Annotated in this window: 13 protein-coding genes and 4 pseudogenes; 2 read left to right on the top strand and 15 right to left on the bottom strand. The window is 61.5% G+C overall.

The window, feature by feature from the left end; translation table 11 throughout:
• Window positions 1-58 precede the first annotated feature (58 nt).
• Window positions 59-1,219 carry a saccharopine dehydrogenase family protein gene (locus tag AACY30_RS15535; RefSeq protein ID WP_339540633.1) on the top strand — a complete coding sequence of 387 codons (1,161 nt, stop codon included), beginning with the start codon at window positions 59-61 and terminating at the stop codon, window positions 1,217-1,219.
• Here the strand turns inward: AACY30_RS15535 and AACY30_RS15530 are convergent.
• The 8 genes and pseudogenes from AACY30_RS15530 to AACY30_RS15500 form a co-directional block, all read right to left on the bottom strand.
• Complete coding sequence (locus tag AACY30_RS15530; RefSeq protein WP_339472048.1) at window positions 1,131-1,535, bottom strand: DoxX-like family protein; 405 nt, start codon at window positions 1,533-1,535, stop codon at window positions 1,131-1,133. The genes AACY30_RS15535 and AACY30_RS15530 overlap by 89 nt on opposite strands.
• Window positions 1,532-1,984, bottom strand: coding sequence for a thiol-disulfide oxidoreductase DCC family protein (locus tag AACY30_RS15525; protein WP_339427553.1), 453 nt, complete (start codon window positions 1,982-1,984; stop codon window positions 1,532-1,534). The genes AACY30_RS15530 and AACY30_RS15525 overlap by 4 nt, the downstream gene beginning before the upstream one ends.
• Before the next feature lie 222 nt (window positions 1,985-2,206).
• Complete coding sequence (locus AACY30_RS15520) at window positions 2,207-3,544, bottom strand: MFS transporter (protein WP_339427552.1); 1,338 nt, start codon at window positions 3,542-3,544, stop codon at window positions 2,207-2,209.
• A gap of 142 nt (window positions 3,545-3,686) precedes the next feature.
• A complete protein-coding gene (locus AACY30_RS15515; protein WP_339540632.1) occupies window positions 3,687-4,655 on the bottom strand; it encodes a DMT family transporter in 969 nt (322 codons plus the stop codon).
• A 290-nt stretch (window positions 4,656-4,945) separates the two neighbouring features.
• Window positions 4,946-5,068, bottom strand: a pseudogene (locus tag AACY30_RS27510) (methyl-accepting chemotaxis protein); the annotation flags it as partial.
• A 196-nt stretch (window positions 5,069-5,264) separates the two neighbouring features.
• Window positions 5,265-5,453, bottom strand: a complete 189-nt coding sequence (locus tag AACY30_RS27505) for a hypothetical protein (RefSeq protein ID WP_445261435.1) — start codon at window positions 5,451-5,453, stop codon at window positions 5,265-5,267.
• 166 nt (window positions 5,454-5,619) lie between these two features.
• On the bottom strand, window positions 5,620-7,782 hold the full coding sequence (locus AACY30_RS15505) for a TonB-dependent siderophore receptor (protein WP_339540631.1): 2,163 nt from the start codon (window positions 7,780-7,782) through the stop codon (window positions 5,620-5,622).
• A 212-nt stretch (window positions 7,783-7,994) separates the two neighbouring features.
• A pseudogene (locus AACY30_RS15500) lies at window positions 7,995-8,165 on the bottom strand (winged helix-turn-helix transcriptional regulator); the annotation flags it as partial.
• Between AACY30_RS15500 and AACY30_RS15495 the strand changes: the two are divergent.
• Window positions 8,144-8,290, top strand: a pseudogene (locus tag AACY30_RS15495) (amino acid transporter); the annotation flags it as partial. The pseudogenes AACY30_RS15500 and AACY30_RS15495 overlap by 22 nt on opposite strands.
• Here the strand turns inward: AACY30_RS15495 and AACY30_RS15490 are convergent.
• From AACY30_RS15490 to glgX, 7 genes and pseudogenes are all read right to left on the bottom strand, one after another.
• A pseudogene (locus AACY30_RS15490) lies at window positions 8,241-8,489 on the bottom strand (hypothetical protein); the annotation flags it as partial. The pseudogenes AACY30_RS15495 and AACY30_RS15490 sit on opposite strands and share 50 nt — an antisense overlap.
• A gap of 57 nt (window positions 8,490-8,546) precedes the next feature.
• Window positions 8,547-9,308 (bottom strand): PIG-L deacetylase family protein, encoded by a 762-nt coding sequence (locus AACY30_RS15485; RefSeq protein ID WP_339540630.1) that lies wholly within the window; start codon window positions 9,306-9,308, stop codon window positions 8,547-8,549.
• Window positions 9,309-9,486: 178 nt separating this feature from the next.
• Window positions 9,487-10,146: a glycosyltransferase gene (locus tag AACY30_RS15480; RefSeq protein WP_339540629.1), complete on the bottom strand. Its 660-nt coding sequence runs from the start codon at window positions 10,144-10,146 to the stop codon at window positions 9,487-9,489.
• Window positions 10,143-10,742, bottom strand: a complete 600-nt coding sequence (locus tag AACY30_RS15475; RefSeq protein WP_339540628.1) for an SAM-dependent methyltransferase — start codon at window positions 10,740-10,742, stop codon at window positions 10,143-10,145. The genes AACY30_RS15480 and AACY30_RS15475 overlap by 4 nt, the downstream gene beginning before the upstream one ends.
• Entirely contained in the window at window positions 10,739-11,497 is a 759-nt protein-coding gene (locus tag AACY30_RS15470; RefSeq protein ID WP_339540627.1) for a PIG-L deacetylase family protein, read from the bottom strand. The genes AACY30_RS15475 and AACY30_RS15470 overlap by 4 nt, the downstream gene beginning before the upstream one ends.
• Window positions 11,494-12,492: an acyl-CoA dehydrogenase family protein gene (locus AACY30_RS15465; protein ID WP_339540626.1), complete on the bottom strand. Its 999-nt coding sequence runs from the start codon at window positions 12,490-12,492 to the stop codon at window positions 11,494-11,496. Before AACY30_RS15465 ends, AACY30_RS15470 begins: the two co-directional genes overlap by 4 nt.
• Window position 12,493: 1 nt before the next feature.
• Window positions 12,494-14,653, bottom strand: a complete 2,160-nt coding sequence (gene glgX, locus AACY30_RS15460) for a glycogen debranching protein GlgX (protein ID WP_339540625.1) — start codon at window positions 14,651-14,653, stop codon at window positions 12,494-12,496.
• Window positions 14,654-14,698: the final 45 nt, after the last annotated feature.

The following is a 14,698-nucleotide window of genomic DNA, read 5'->3' as shown; positions in this document are numbered from 1 at the left end:
AATCGAGTATCTTTAGCCGCCTCAGCCGCGCACGATTAATAGTTCAGGGAAGAATGGAATGGCACTCAGGGTGATGGTGATCGGTGGCTACGGTAACTTCGGCAGCATTGTATGCCGGCATTTGGCCGTAGCGCCGGGCATTGAACTGGTGCTCTCGGGGCGTGATCCCCATAAGTTGCAACGCAAACTTGATGAGTTGAACGCACCGTTGGGCAGTGTGTGCGAAGGCTGGTGCGGCGATGCCATGGGGGCCGGTTTCGCTGGCGTCCTGCAGTCTCAGAACATCGGGTTGGTGGTCCATACCGGTGGCCCGTTTCAGGGGCAGTCCTATGCCGTCGCCCTGAGTTGCATCGAGGCGGGCGTGAACTACTGTGACCTGTCTGACTGCCGCACGTTCGTCAATGGCGTGGACGTGCTGGATGCACAGGCCAAGCAGGCGGGCGTCGCCATTCTCACGGGTTGCAGTTCAGTGCCGACGCTCTCGTCGGCGATCATCGATCAGTACCGGTATCGCTTCACGCGCATCGACTCGATCGAGCATGGCATTTCCTCTTCGGCCAAGATGCCGGGCTTGTCGACGGTCGAAGGTGTGCTCGCCTATGCGGGCAAGCCGATCAAGCAGCTCAGGAACGGCCAGGTGCATGAAGTGTTGGGCTGGCAAGACCTGACGCTGCGCAAGCTGCCACAGCTAGGCACACGGGTGCTGGCTAATGTGGACGTGCCCGACATGGATATTTTCGCCAGCCGCTATGGTGCCCATACCTTGAGCTTCAAGGCGGGCGCGGGACTCAAACTGGGAGGCGTCGCCAACTACTTGCTGGCCCAGGCACTGCGGCTGGGGATTGTGCGTGACCCTGCCACCTGGGCCGCACGGCTGCATCGGCTGGGTACCTGGTTCGAACGTTTGGGTGATGGCAAAAGTGCAATGTACATCGATGTGCGGGGCCTGGGTGCTGAGGGTCAACCGTTGTCACTGGCGGTGCAACTGACGGCCTTGAACGACAAAGGCCCGGAAATTCCCAGCTGCGCCGCCGTTGCGCTGGCTATCAAACTCGCCCAGGGCAATGTACCCGAACCCGGCGCGCGGCCGTGCGTCGGTGAGATAAGCGTCGACGAATACATGGCGGCCATCAACGATCCGGCGAACCTGAGCCTGGCCGTGCGTTTTTCAGACGGATATTCCAAGCCACTGCACACAGCGCCAGCCCGGCCACGTTAAGTGACATAGGGTTAAACGCCTCCCTTAGCAGCGCCGGGCTGACCACCGCCACATCCACCAGCAACCCAATCAGTGCCGTCGCCGCCACCGCGATCGGCCAGGGATTGCGTGGTGAAAGCACGATCCATAACGCCAGCGCAATCTCGCCAACCCCCGCCAGCGTTGCGAATAACTGCACTTGCTCGATCCCGTGCGCCTGAAACATCGTCCGCTCGCCGTCGCTCAGCCACAACAGCTTCGGCACCAGCCCATGATAGGCGAACATAAACGCCAGGCCGCCTCGGGCGATCCAGTTGATGCGCACCAGGGCGTTCATAACGGTCTCTTCAAAAAACGCTGCTCATGATCGGGATCCGGTAACAGGCAGGTGTTGTACTTGCCGAAGAGTCGATAGCGATTGCGTGCGATGCGATCGTAAGCCCAATCCCGAAGCCCCCGCGGGATGCCGCGCAACAGCAGAATTGGACGCCACACGGCAGGCAGTTGCGCGATGATTTCGAACACCGCGTCCGAACGCACCCAATAGTGGTGGTCGCGAATCACCGCCAGGGTGTCGAACTGATCCAGTGGCAATCCCGCCCAGGCCAGCAACGCCTGCCCCTCGGGGGATTGCACTGCCGCCAATCGAATACGGCGCGGGTGGTCATGACGAATCAGGAACCTGGCCCAACCGTTGCACAGCTTGCACACACCGTCAAACAACACGACGGTTTCGCCAGGGTTGAGCAAAGGTGCTGGAGAAGGGCGAGTTTGGGATGCGGGCATGAGCGAGGGTCCAATCGGGCGGGCTTAGGCTGGATCATACCCGTGTTCAGCGCGAATCGTGTTGGTTGGATTTCGGTTGTAGCGGCGAGCGAAATTTCAGCTGCGACGCCGATCAAGGGTCGGAGCCGTCGAGCCCCGGCGAGGCTGCGAAGGCGGCGGTATCGCCAGCCACTTCGTCGCCTGACACACCGTTTTCGCAGCTCCGCGCCGTTGTTCTTGAACCTAACGCGAAAGCAAAGGCGCCGCGTCCTTCTCCTCCGACCCCACGTCATGCAACGAAATCCTCGATGTCTCCGGCAGCGCCAACCCGCCCGCCAACGCCAGCAACGCCACCGCAATCAGATAAAACGCCGGTGACAGATTGCTCCCCGTAGTGCTGATCAACCATGTCGCCATCAGCGGCGCGGTTCCGCCGAAGATCGTATAAGCCACGTTATAAGTGATCGCCGAGGCGGTGTACCGCGTGCGCGTCGGAAAAGTCTCCGACAGCAACGCCGCCGTGACCACACCACACAAAACTGCGCCCACCGCCAGCAACATCACCCCGACAATAGACGCCGCAAACGAACCCGAACTGGCCATCAGGAACGACGGAAACACCACCACGATCAGCAATGCACACGCCGTCATCACCGTGACCCGGCGCCCGACTCGATCTGAATACAACCCCGCCAGCGGGCAGATCGCCGCCGCGAAGATCAACGCAATCAGCGACACCAGCAACGCCGCCGCCCGAGTCAGCCCACCCGCCACTTGCAGGTACGTCGCGAAGTAGGTGGTGAACATATAAAACGACAGCGCCGTCAGCGACACAAAAGCGCCCAGGCAGCAGATCGCCGCACCATGGTTGCGCAAGGTTTCCTTGAGCGGGGAGTGGGCGACTGCGTGCTCTTGCTTAACGGCCTGGAAGGCTGGCGTTTCATCCAGCTTCCAGCGCAAGTAAAGCCCTACCAGGCCCAGCGGTGCGGCGATCAGGAACGGCAGGCGCCAGCCCCAACTGCCCATCGCCTCGACGGATAATGACGTCTCAAGGGCGTAAGCCACCACAGCTGCGGCGGCGAAGGCGGAAAACGTCGAGACCGGCACGAAGCTGCCGTACCAGGCGCGTTTGTCACTGGGCGCGTGCTCCATCAGGTAGGCACAGGCTCCGGCGTATTCGCCCCCGGCTGAGAAACCTTGGGCGCAGCGGATCAGCGACAAAAGAATCGGCGCCGCGACGCCGATGGCCGCGTACGTAGGGAGCAGGCCGATCAAAGTGGTGGCGCCGGCCATCAGCATGATTGTCATGGCCAGCGTGCGTTTGCGGCCAATCCGATCACCGAGCATGCCGAAGAAAATCCCGCCCAAGGGCCGGAAAGCGAACGCAACGGCGAATACGGCGAAGGTTTTCAGCAGCGCGGCGCTGGCGTTGCCGCTGGGGAAAAATTGTTGGGCGATGGTGGTGGCGAGGAAGCCGTAGACGGCGAAGTCAAACCACTCGACGAAGTTACCGATGCCGGCGGCGATGATGACCTTTCGCAGGGTTTGGGGGCTGACCTGTTCGGTGGATGGGCTCGTCATGGGGGAGGGCCTCGGAATGATCGGGGATGATCGATTATCGGGGGAGGCGGTTGGGCCGCGGGGCCCAAAAGAGTCGTCCGCGTAGTCAGTAGCGACTCTATGGGCTTATGGAGGCAGGAATTGGGCCAGGTGAGGCGAGGGGCTATCGATGGGCGGGGCTGGATGAGTGTGGCTCGCGCGCAGGCCGAGGTGATCTGGGATAAGTCAGCAGCACAATCCCCGTCACCACGATGACACCGCCGGCCAACTGCCCGGCGCTGAGCATTTGATCGAGCACGATCCAGCCCATCAGCAGCGTCGCCAGCGGCTCGATGTTCATCACCGGCGCATTGCGCGGCATATCCAGGCGGGGGACGGAAATGAACAGCACGATAAAACCGGTGCCATAGAGCACGACCAGCGTCGCGAGCGCCAGCCAACCGGTACCCGTTGCCGGCAAGTTCAGGCCGCCTGGAAGGGCACCACTCAGGCCGGCGAGGTTGACGCTGCTGAACACGATAAAGATCGTCAGCAGGCTGCGCACGGAACCACGTACCTGGGACAACTTGTGATCGGTGATCCACAGCGCGCAGGCGAATACAAACGCGGCGCAGAAGGCGAGGGTTATGCCGAGTAGCCAGTGCGGGCCGATGTCTGTATTGCTTGAGAGGCGGCCTGGTACGTCGAGGACAAACACCAGCCCCACCAGAATCAAGCCCATCAGCAAGGCGGTGCGAGCAGTGGGTCTTGGGCCGCCAAATGCCCAGGTGAGCAGCGCCAGCAAAATAGGGAAAACATTGCCCACCAACAGCGCCACCGCTACGGGTACGCGGGCTACGGCGGAATACAGGCACAGGCTTTGCGCCGCAATAAGTAGGCCCAGCAGTACTTGCCAACGCCATGCACCGGGCGGCAGGCGCAGGCTTTGACGCTGCCACAGCACTAACGCGGCCAGTACCAACAAAGTGCCGCCCGAGCGCAGCACAATGGCCAGCAACACCCCGGCGCCGTCATCAAAAGCTACGCGAGCGGCGATGTGGTTGCCTGCGAAGGCGCAACCCATGCAGAGCAGAATCAACACGGCGATGGGGCGGGAGAATAGGGCGGGTGTGGCTTGGGCAGGGGCAGTCATGGGGAACTCGAGCAATGGACGCCATCGTCGCGGATGGCTATTTATTTTTAGGTTGTCGTACAACTGGGTGGTGGGATTTGTAGCCTGTTTAACGCGAAGGGGCAAGGAGGCCGTTTAAATAGTGAGTTCAGGCTTTGGCTTTGCCGTCGAATCGCTGTCACCAAGTGGGCGCACATCTGCGCTCGCACGGCTCATTGATGAAACCGCCTCCCCAACGCATCCAACCTCACCGCAATCGGCGGTAACCGTTCACTGCTCCTCGCCAACATCTCCACATCATCCGTTGTGCTCTGCGCCAGGCTGCGGACTTCGTCGGTGACCACGGCGAAGCCACGACCTTGCTCGCCGGCGCGGGCGGCTTCGATGGCGGCATTGAGGGCGAGGAGGTTGGTTTGGTTAGCGATGCTGCTGATGAATTCCAGTACGGTGCCGATGTGTTCGGTTTGAGTGGCCTGTCCTTGCACGGTCTCGTGCGTGCGTTGAGGCGTGAGGCCAATTGGGTGATTTCTGCCAACTGATGCCGCGCGCCTTTTTCCAGAGTGCCGCTGGCGTCTGCCAGTTCCTGGCCGAGTTGGCCGAGGCCGTGGGAGTCGCGGGCGACGCCGTCGATCAGGTGCCAAGGGCTCGATAAAGCGCAGTGAGCACCACGCCGGTGCCGCCGCCCACGATCACGGCCTGCATCAATGTGTCGTGCCAGAACGCCAGGCCCAGGGAGAAAAAAAACATCAGCCAGATCAACGCCAGCATGATGCGGTCGGCTTTACGGTAGTGCTCGAAAAAACGCGCGCGGGTGTGCATTCACACTGACTCCATATGGTTTGGTTGGAACAAAACGGGGGCAGGGTGGAGCAAGTGGGGTGTTTTTGTTTTTTATTGGATTGAGTTTTGCCAAACGCATATCGGCATCATCGAGAGGAACTTTAGAGACGGCTACCCAGTCGGGTAGCCGAAGATGCGTCGATGATTAGAAGCTGTACTTGGCCGTCAGCGTCATGTTACGCGGGTTGCCGTAGGCGTCACCGCCGTAGCTCACCGAGTTGGCAATGGTTGTGTAGTAGCGTCGGTCGAAGATGTTGTTGGCGTTGAGTTGCAGGTCAAGGTGATCGTTGACCTTGTAGCCGGCCATCAGGTCGGTGACGGCGTAAGCGCCTTGTTCAAGGCGGTAGTAGCTGCCATCAGTCAGCTTAAGGTCGTTGTACATGCGGCTCTGCCAAGAGATGTTGCCACCCACGCGGAGTTTTTCCAGTGGGCCCTGGAAGTTGTAGCGGGTGGTCAGCTTGAACAGATGCTCCGGCGTATCAGTGTCGAACTGCTTGTTGACCTTCTGCGGGTTCGCTTCGTCCTTGATGGTGTGTGTACGCGCGTAGGTGTAGCCACCGCCGACCTGCCAATTCTCGGTCAACGCGCCTTGCAGTTCGACGTCGATACCCTGGCTGCGAATCTCGCCGGAGGCTTCAGAGCAGGAGGCTTGTGGGCAGTTTGCCACGGTCACGCCCACTGCTCGGTTTTCCTGGTCGACGCGAAACAGCGCCAGGCTCGCATTCAGCGCGCCACCCAGGTATTCGCCCTTGATCCCCACCTCATAGTTCTTGCCGACGATCGGCTTGAGTGGGTTGCCTGAAGTATCTTTGTCGCGCTGTGGCGTGAAGATGTCGCTGTAGCTGACGTAGACCGAGTGGTGATCGTCCAGGTCGTAGATCAGGCCTGCATAACGGGTGAGGTTGCGGGTCACCTTGTAGTCGCCGGTGTCGCTGCCATGGGCATCGTAGTCATACCAATCCAAACGTCCGCCGAGGATCAGCTTCAATGGGTCGGCCAGGCTCAGGCGTGTGGTGACGTAGAGACCGTCCTGGGTGGTGACGGTGCGGTCATTGGTCGTGTGCACAAAGTCCGGCTTGGCAGCCGTGAGCGGCCAGTTGGTGTTGTACGGACTGTAATTGTGGGTGGTCATGTCGTAGATGCGGCGGCTGGCGCCTACCACCAGTTCATGGGTGCGCCCAAATGCCTGAAACGGGCCGCTGGCAAAGGCGTCAACGCCGGCCTGGTTTTCGTCGTAGGCGGCCTGGTAGACCGTGCGGGCCAGCGTGTTGTTGACCCAGCGTGACTGGTAGGAGCCAGAAAACAACGCGTTCTGCTCGGCGTAGTTGGCGTTGACCTGAAGCTTCCAGTCGTTGGCCAGGCGCTGACGCAGCTCGGCGAACACTGTGTTGATCTCCTGATCCTTGTTCTCCCAGTCGGTGCCGGGGTTGTACGAGCGCGGCAGGTCCAAGTGATGGCCATCCTGGCCGACCATCGAAGAGCCCCAGAAGTAATTGGTCTTGTCCTTCTGGTTTGAGAAACCGAGGGTGAGGGTGGTGTCTTCGCTCAAGTCGGCTTCGGTGACGGCATAGAACAGGCCGTGAGTGTCCTCGGATTTATCGATGAAACTGTTGGCGTCGCGGTATGAGGTCACCACCCGCCCGCGCCAAGTGCCACTGTCATTGAGCGGGCTGGAAGCGTCGAGCTCGCCGCGGTAGTCATCCCAACTGCCGGCGGCGCCGGTCAGGGTGACTTTCTGCTCGTCCAGTGGGCGCTTACGGACCAGGTTGATCGCGGCCGAAGGGTTGCCCGCGCCAGTTACCAAGCCGGTGGCACCGCGCACAACCTCGACACGATCAAACATCGCCAGGTTCGGCTGAGCGCCCACCGTTGTGCCGTTATAGCCGCTGGGGATGCCGTCATACATGAGGTTGTCGATGTCAAACCCGCGCGAGGTGTAGGACTGCCGCCCAGGCCCGCTGGAGTAGTTCAGGAACAACCCGGGAGTGGCATTGACCACGTCGTTGATGCTGGTCATCGCCTGGTCGTCCATACGTTGACGCGTGATAACGGTGACAGCCTGCGGGGTCTCACGCATGGTCAATGGCAGCTTGGTCGCCGTTTTCATCGCGCCAGTGGTGTAGGACTGCGTGCCTTCGGTGGTTTCGCCAAGCTGCTGCTCCCCGGAGATTTGCGTGGCGCCCAGCTCAAGCGTGGTTGTCGGCGTTTCAGTGTCCGCGGCAAAGGCCGCTTGGGCGCTCGCAAGACAGACAGCCAACGCCATCAAACTGGGTGAAAAACCTTTACCGCCGTGTTGTTGCACAGGCATGGAACTGAACCTCCCCGAATGCCATCCGTGGCGAATAATAACGATGTTGATAATTATTCGTATCAGTCTCGCAGATTGAGTCGGAAGGAAAAAGCCTTTAGGGATAATTAGTTAACGAATTTTTCACATGTGGCGGATGGGGCGTTTAGCTATCAATCTCCAAACGGGCCCCAGGTGCGGCTGCTCAGTCGCGCTTGGGAATGGCCAGCCGGAATCACGCCTTCTTCTTCCAGGGGGTTGCGTCGCCGCCAGCAGGTCGTGAGGCTCAGGGATAAACGCTCGCTGAGTTGAGCGTTGTAAATACTGGCGTCTTCCTGCCGCAGGGCGAGGATGGCGAGATCAGTGTCATCAAGAGCGACCTGTGGCGTTGCGGCCGGATACACGCCTGGCGCTGTACGTGATGCCGGCCTGGTTTATCTGGCTGGGGATCGCTTACCCGTTTTCGCGATTCAAGGGTGCTAGTTGGATGAAGGGGACACAATCGGTCGCAGGTGATCCGCATCAATGACGGCCTTGGCAAACGCCTCGGGCGCCTCCTGCGGCAGGTTGTGACCCACGCCGTCATTGATCAGGCGGAACGCCTACTTGCCGGCAAAGCGCTTGGCGCAGTCGCCGGGCGCGGAGCGCCGTTGGCGTCACCAGTTGAACACGGTGATCGCCACGTGATCCGTGTCCTCCAGGCTTTTGGCGTTGCGGTCGAACGTGGCGTAGCAGCCTGCAATACCGCCCTCACACCCATCAAACACACTAGGACAGGTGAGGTTTTACGACAGCACGATCTCGTAAGGCTCGCGCATACGCTCCAGCAGCACCTGGGCCATCATGGGGGCCAGGTCGATTTCCGGATCGCCGGCCAACTGGCTGGCGTAGGCGTGGACGGCATGGAGTTTGCGCGCCACGCTCCAGCTGTCCAGACGCACTTTGCGCGCCCGTTGCCAGGGGATGATCGCCCCTTCTCGGGCGGGCCAGTGCCAGGCCCAGATCGGCAATTCATGCAACTGCGCGCCTACCAGGCTGCATGCCTTGGCGCTGGCACGGCCGACTGCGTCATGGTCGGCGTTGCCGTCATTGCGCCAGGTGCTGAACACCACGTCGCCCGGTTGCAGGTAACGCGCGATGAACTGGCTCAGCTGTGCTTCCCGGGCGGCGAGGGCGGTATCGCAGAACCCGCCACGTATCCACTTCAGGCTGTGCAACGGCATACCCAGGCGGCGTAGGGCTTCGACACTTTCCTGCGGGCGCACCACGCTCAAGCGGCTCGCCGGCCATATGTTGGACCCCGGGTGGCTGGCACTGCCGTCGGTGAGGGAGATCAGTTGCAGGGGGTGTTCCAGGGTGCTGAGCAACTGCAGCAAGCCGCCACAGGCCAGCACTTCGTCGCCGGGATGCGGGGCGATGATGACCACGCGCGCGCCAGCGGGTACCAGTGAGGACGCGGTGATCGGAAGGATTTGCGCCAGTTGCGGGGCGCTGTTCCAGATTTGCGCCGTACCGCAACGGCCGTCGCTTAAAGAGGCAAGCTTCATGGGGTGTTACATCCTTGTCGATTGATGCTGTGGGTCGTGCCCGTTGACGGGACGACTCTCTTCTATCCACCACAGGCTCCGCCGCAGTGGCTGCATGGCACTCCAACCGTGGAATACCAGCAAGGCGTCCTCAGCATAGACAAGGATTGGTCGCTTTTACATTCAGTAACGCCGTTTTTTAAGTGGCGTGCATCAAACTCTTCAAATAATCGCCAAACCCGCCTTTTGCGCGGGCGTGCAGGCGCGCACTGGTGATCACTTGCGGCGTATGGCTCCAGGCAATGGAGGCGCCGCACCGCTCAAGGTTGCGCACCAATTGGACATCTTCATGGCACGGCAGCGGTTCGAAACCGCCGGCACGCACATAAGCGCCAGCGCTCACGCCCAGGTTGGCACCGTGGATATGCCGATGACCGTCACGGGCCTCATAACCTTGCAGATAACGAATTTGTGCCGCGGGGTCGAAATCTTCGCTCCAAGCGTCCACCGTGACAGTGCCGCACACCGCATCCACCCCCAGCGCCAGCTGCGCCACCAGCCAGTCCGGGGCAACCCGGCTGTCGGCGTCCGTGCAGGAGATCCAGCGCGCGCCCTGATTGAGCAGGTGGCGCGCGCCAACGCCGCGCACATGCCCCACATTGCGCGCCTGGGCTTCGAGGTACTGCACCGGGTAGGCCTGGGCAATGGCGGCACTGCCATCGCTGCAACTGTCGAGCACGACCAGAATAGTGACTGTTTCGCCCATCAATCCGGGGTGGCCAGCCGCGATCAGCGCCGCTTCAAGGCAGTCGCCCAGCAACGCCTCTTCGTTATGTACCGGGATCAGAATACCGATCATCGCAAGCCCTCAAGGGTGGCGACCGAGGTGCCATCGCGGCTCCATAGATCAAGAAGAAAGTCGTGTTCGTGATGGCTTGCGATCCGCGGCATATCCAGGCGCTGCTCGAGCAGCGCGTGCACCTGCTCGGCAGTCTGCGGGCTACCTTCGATAGGCGGGCGCCAATGGCAGGCCAGCACCTGGCCGTCGTCGGTAAGCGACGCGCGGGCGCGATCAATCAACTCGCTCAGGTCGTTTGCATCGAGGTAGTAGCACAGCTCGCTCAATACGATCAGATCGAACTGGCCGGTGGGCCAATGGTCCGGCAAGCGGCTTTGCTGCACCTGCGCATGCGGGAAACCCAACAGCCGGCTACCCGCCAGCGCCACGGCGGCGGCGGCGGTGTCGCAACACAGCAGGCGGTCGCAACGTGGCGCCAGCTCGAAGCTCAGCTCGCCATTCGCGCAACCGGGCTCGAACACCGAGGCATAGCGCGGCCGCGTGAGTATCGCCAGGGTCAGTGCGCGTTTGCGTCGCTCGTACCAGCGCTGGCGAAAGGACCAGGGATCGTCGTTCTCGGCGAACAATTGGTCGAAGTAAGGCGTGGCCACACTCATACGAACACCACTTCAAAGGGCTGCAACAAGCGCTCCACCACATAGGGCGCGAGCACTGGCGCGAGGCCTACCTGCGGGTCACCTTCCAGCTGGCTGGCGAAGGCATGGATGGCATGGCGCTTGCGGGCGACGGCTTCGCAGCTCAGCGCAATCTTGCGCGCGCGGTGCCAGGGCACCAGGCTGTTTTCGGGGGTTGCCCAGTGCCAGGTCCACACCGGTACCTCATACAGGGTTGCGCCCACGGCTTCGGATGCCTTGGCGCTGGCACGGCCAACGGCCTCATGGTCGCAATGGCCGTCTTCACGCCAAGTGGTGAACACTACATCGTTGGGTTTGAGGTAACGCTGGATAAACGCAGCGAGTTCATCCTCGCGCGCCGCGACCTTGCTGTCGCTAAAGCCCGCGCGCAGCCATTTCAAGCTGTGGGCAGGCAGGCCGAGACGATGCAGGGCCTGTGCTGACTCCTGGGGGCGCACCACGCTCAAGCGCTCGACCGGCCAACGTTGCGAACCGGGATGACTGGCGCTGCCATCGGTGACTGAAATCAACTGTATTGGCCGGCCCAGCGCCGCCAACCCCTGCATCAGCCCGCCGCAACCCAGCACTTCGTCATCCGGATGCGGGGCAATGATCACTGCACGATGGCCTTCAGGCACCAACTGCTCGACGCTGATCTGTGGCAACTCGGCCATTTTCGGCGACGCCTGCCAGTGATGCAGCGGCGTACCCTGGCCAACAATCGGATTGGCTTTCATAGCTGCCACCTTCCTGTGGGCGCGCCCGCGGCCAGTTCGCCAAGACCGGCCAAGTCGCGCTCGGCATGGCTTTGGCGCACATACACCGGCAGGTCCGCCATCAACTGGGCGAAGTGCGGGTCCTTGCAATACGGACCCGCACCGACGGCGCGGCCAAGGTGGCGAATCACTTGCTCAACGGTGTCTTCGATGCAGGCACGCGTCTGTTGGGCCAACGCCCTGGCGTCAGCCTGCGGTTCTCGGTCGAGGTGTTCGGCACTGGCGCGCAGCACGCAGGCGGCACTGTTCAATGCACTGTCGACGGCGCCGAGATGGGCGAGGGCATGCGGTTCAGGGCGTTTATTGCAGTGTTCGTGCAAGACTTCCGCCAGGCGTTGCGCCGCGCCGTACCAGCAGGCTGCGATGCCGATGCCGCCCTGCCAGAAGCCGGGGCGGGTGAGGTAATCACCGGGGCTGCCCACGGCAAGCCCCCACGCCCCATCAAACACGACTTCCACACTGCCGGTGGCCGCCATGCCCACGGCATTCCAGCCCTGGTCAGTCACGGTGATGCCGGGCTGGTCCATGTGCACCGCCACCAACTGCTGGCGATCTTCTTCGTCCCAGGCCGTCAACAACCCATGGCTGACCACCGCCGCGCCGGAGCACCAGGCTTTACGCCCTTGCACCAGCAGGCGTTGGCCCTCTTTGCGCACATGCACCTTGGCCGTGGGGGGCTCGGCCGCCCACATGCCCCACGTACTGCCCAAGGGCGGCAAGGGGCTGTTGAGCTCGGCGATGATTGCCAGGGCATCGGTATGGCCTTCAAACAGCTTGCACAGGCGTAGGTCGTGACCTGCCACCTGCGCCAAGCGGCTGAACCGTTCCAACGTCTGCCCGCTGCCCGGCAAGGGCAGTTGGTCCAGGCCTTCCTCCTGAAGCGCCTTCAGGGCGGCGCCCAGGGCTTGCGTGTCCGCATAGCCCCGGTAGCCTTGAAGGAGTCCATGCAACGCCATCTCACACCTCGTCTTCGTGCTGCAGCTCAAACAGTAGCAACGAGCGGCCGGTCACCGCGTATTCATGTTCAAAGTCGAAACGTTCCTGACCACGCACCGCGGGCTCGTTGGTGTCGAGCATGCAGGACCAGAACTCACCCTCTGGCACTGGCGGCAGGCGGAAATTGACCATGTCGTGGTGGGCGTTGACCACCAGCAGCAAGGTCGCATCGGCGCCGGCACGGCGAATCCCGGTTTCCTGGGCGCGGCCATCCATCAACATGCCGAGGCAACGGCCGTGGCTGTCTTGCCACTGTTCGGTGGTCATCTCGGTGCCATCTGGCGATAGCCAGGTCACGTCCTTCACGCCGATATCTTCGTTGTAATCGCCCACCAGGAAGCGTCCACGACGCAGGATCGGGTAGGTCAGGCGCAGCTTGATCAGGCGTTTCACAAATTTGAGCAGCGCCTTGCCGTCGTCGTCCAAGTCCCAGTTGACCCAGCCGATCTCGCTGTCTTGGCAGTAGGCATTATTGTTGCCGTGTTGGGTGCGGGCAAATTCGTCACCGGCCACGAGCATCGGCGTGCCTTGGGACAACAGCAGCGTTGCGAAGAAGTTACGCATCTGGCGCAGGCGCAGTGCGTTGATCTCCGGATCTTCGGTGGGGCCTTCTACGCCGTGGTTCCACGAAAGGTTATTGTTGCTACCGTCCTGGTTGTTCTCGTCGTTGGCTTCGTTGTGTTTGTCGTTGTAGGACACCAGATCGTGCAAGGTGAAACCATCGTGCGCGGTGATGAAATTCACCGAGCTGTAAGGGCGGCGGCCACGATGATTGAACATCTCACCCGAGGCGGTCATGCGCGCAGCGAAATCCGCCAACTGGCCGTCATCACCTTTCCAGAACGCGCGCACGGTGTCGCGGAAGCGGTCATTCCATTCCACCCAGCCCGGCGGGAAATTGCCCACTTGGTAGCCACCAGGGCCGCAGTCCCAAGGCTCGGCGATCATTTTCAGCTGGCGCAGCACCGGGTCCTGGCGGCAGGCCACGAGGAAGCTGTGGCGCTCGTCGAAACCGTCGCGATAGCGCCCGAGGATGGTCGCCAGGTCAAAGCGGAAACCGTCGACGTGCATTTCCGTCGCCCAATAACGTAGCGAGTCAGTGACCATCTGCAGCACGCAAGGGTGGCTCAGGTCCAAGGTGTTACCGGTGCCGGAATCGTTGATGTAGAAACGTTTGTCATCCGGCATCAGGCGGTAGTACGAGGCGTTGTCGATGCCACGCATGGACAGGGTCGGGCCGCGTTCGTTGCCTTCGGCGGTGTGGTTGTAGACCACATCGAGGATCACCTCGAGCTTCTGTTCATGCAGGTGCGCGACCATCTCCTTGAACTCGGCGATTTTGCCGCTGGCCAGGTAGCGCGGGTCCGGGGCGAAAAACGCGATGCTGTTGTAGCCCCAGTAATTGGTCATGCCTTTTTCCAGCAGATGCTGGTCGTTGACGAATGCGTGTACCGGCAGCAATTCGACGGAGGAAATGCCCAACTGGCGGATGTGCTTGAGTACATCGTCTTCCATGAGACCGGCGCAGGTGCCGCGCACGGATTCGCCCACGGAAGGGTGGCGCATGCTGATGCCGCGCAAGTGGGTTTCATAAATGATCGTACGGTCCCACGGCACACGCACCGGCTGGTCGTTGCCCCAGGTGTGCGCCGGGTCGATGACCTTACATTTGGGCACGAAGGGCGCACTGTCGCGTTCGTCGAAGCTAAGGTCGTCGTCGGGGTGGCCGATGGTATAGCCGAACAGCGCCTCCGACCATTTGAGTTCGCCCACCAACTGTTTGGCATAGGGGTCGATCAGTAATTTGTTGTGGTTGAAGCGGTGGCCGTTGGCCGGGTCGTATGCACCGTAGACACGGTAGCCGTAAATCAGCCCAGGGTGGGCGTCGGGCAGGTAACCGTGGAAGATTTCGTCGGTGTATTCCGGTAGTTCAATACGCTCCAACTCAATCTCACCGGTGTCATCGAACAGGCACAGCTCAACCTTCGTGGCATTTGCTGAGAACAGTGCAAAGTTGACGCCCAGACCATCCCAGGTCGCGCCAAGCGGGAAGGGCAAACCTTCACGAATCCGCGACGGTTCGCTGTCCGGCGTCGGTGAGGTTTTATCGGGTTTGCTCATTGTGTTGCTCCTGCAGGGTCTTTTTTCAGGCCGAACGCGGCCGTG

Origin of the sequence: Pseudomonas sp. RA_5y_Pfl1_P24, assembly GCF_963970945.1 — a bacterium.
GTDB classification, from domain to species: domain Bacteria; phylum Pseudomonadota; class Gammaproteobacteria; order Pseudomonadales; family Pseudomonadaceae; genus Aquipseudomonas; species Aquipseudomonas tritici.
This window is presented reverse-complemented; position numbering and strand designations above follow the sequence as displayed.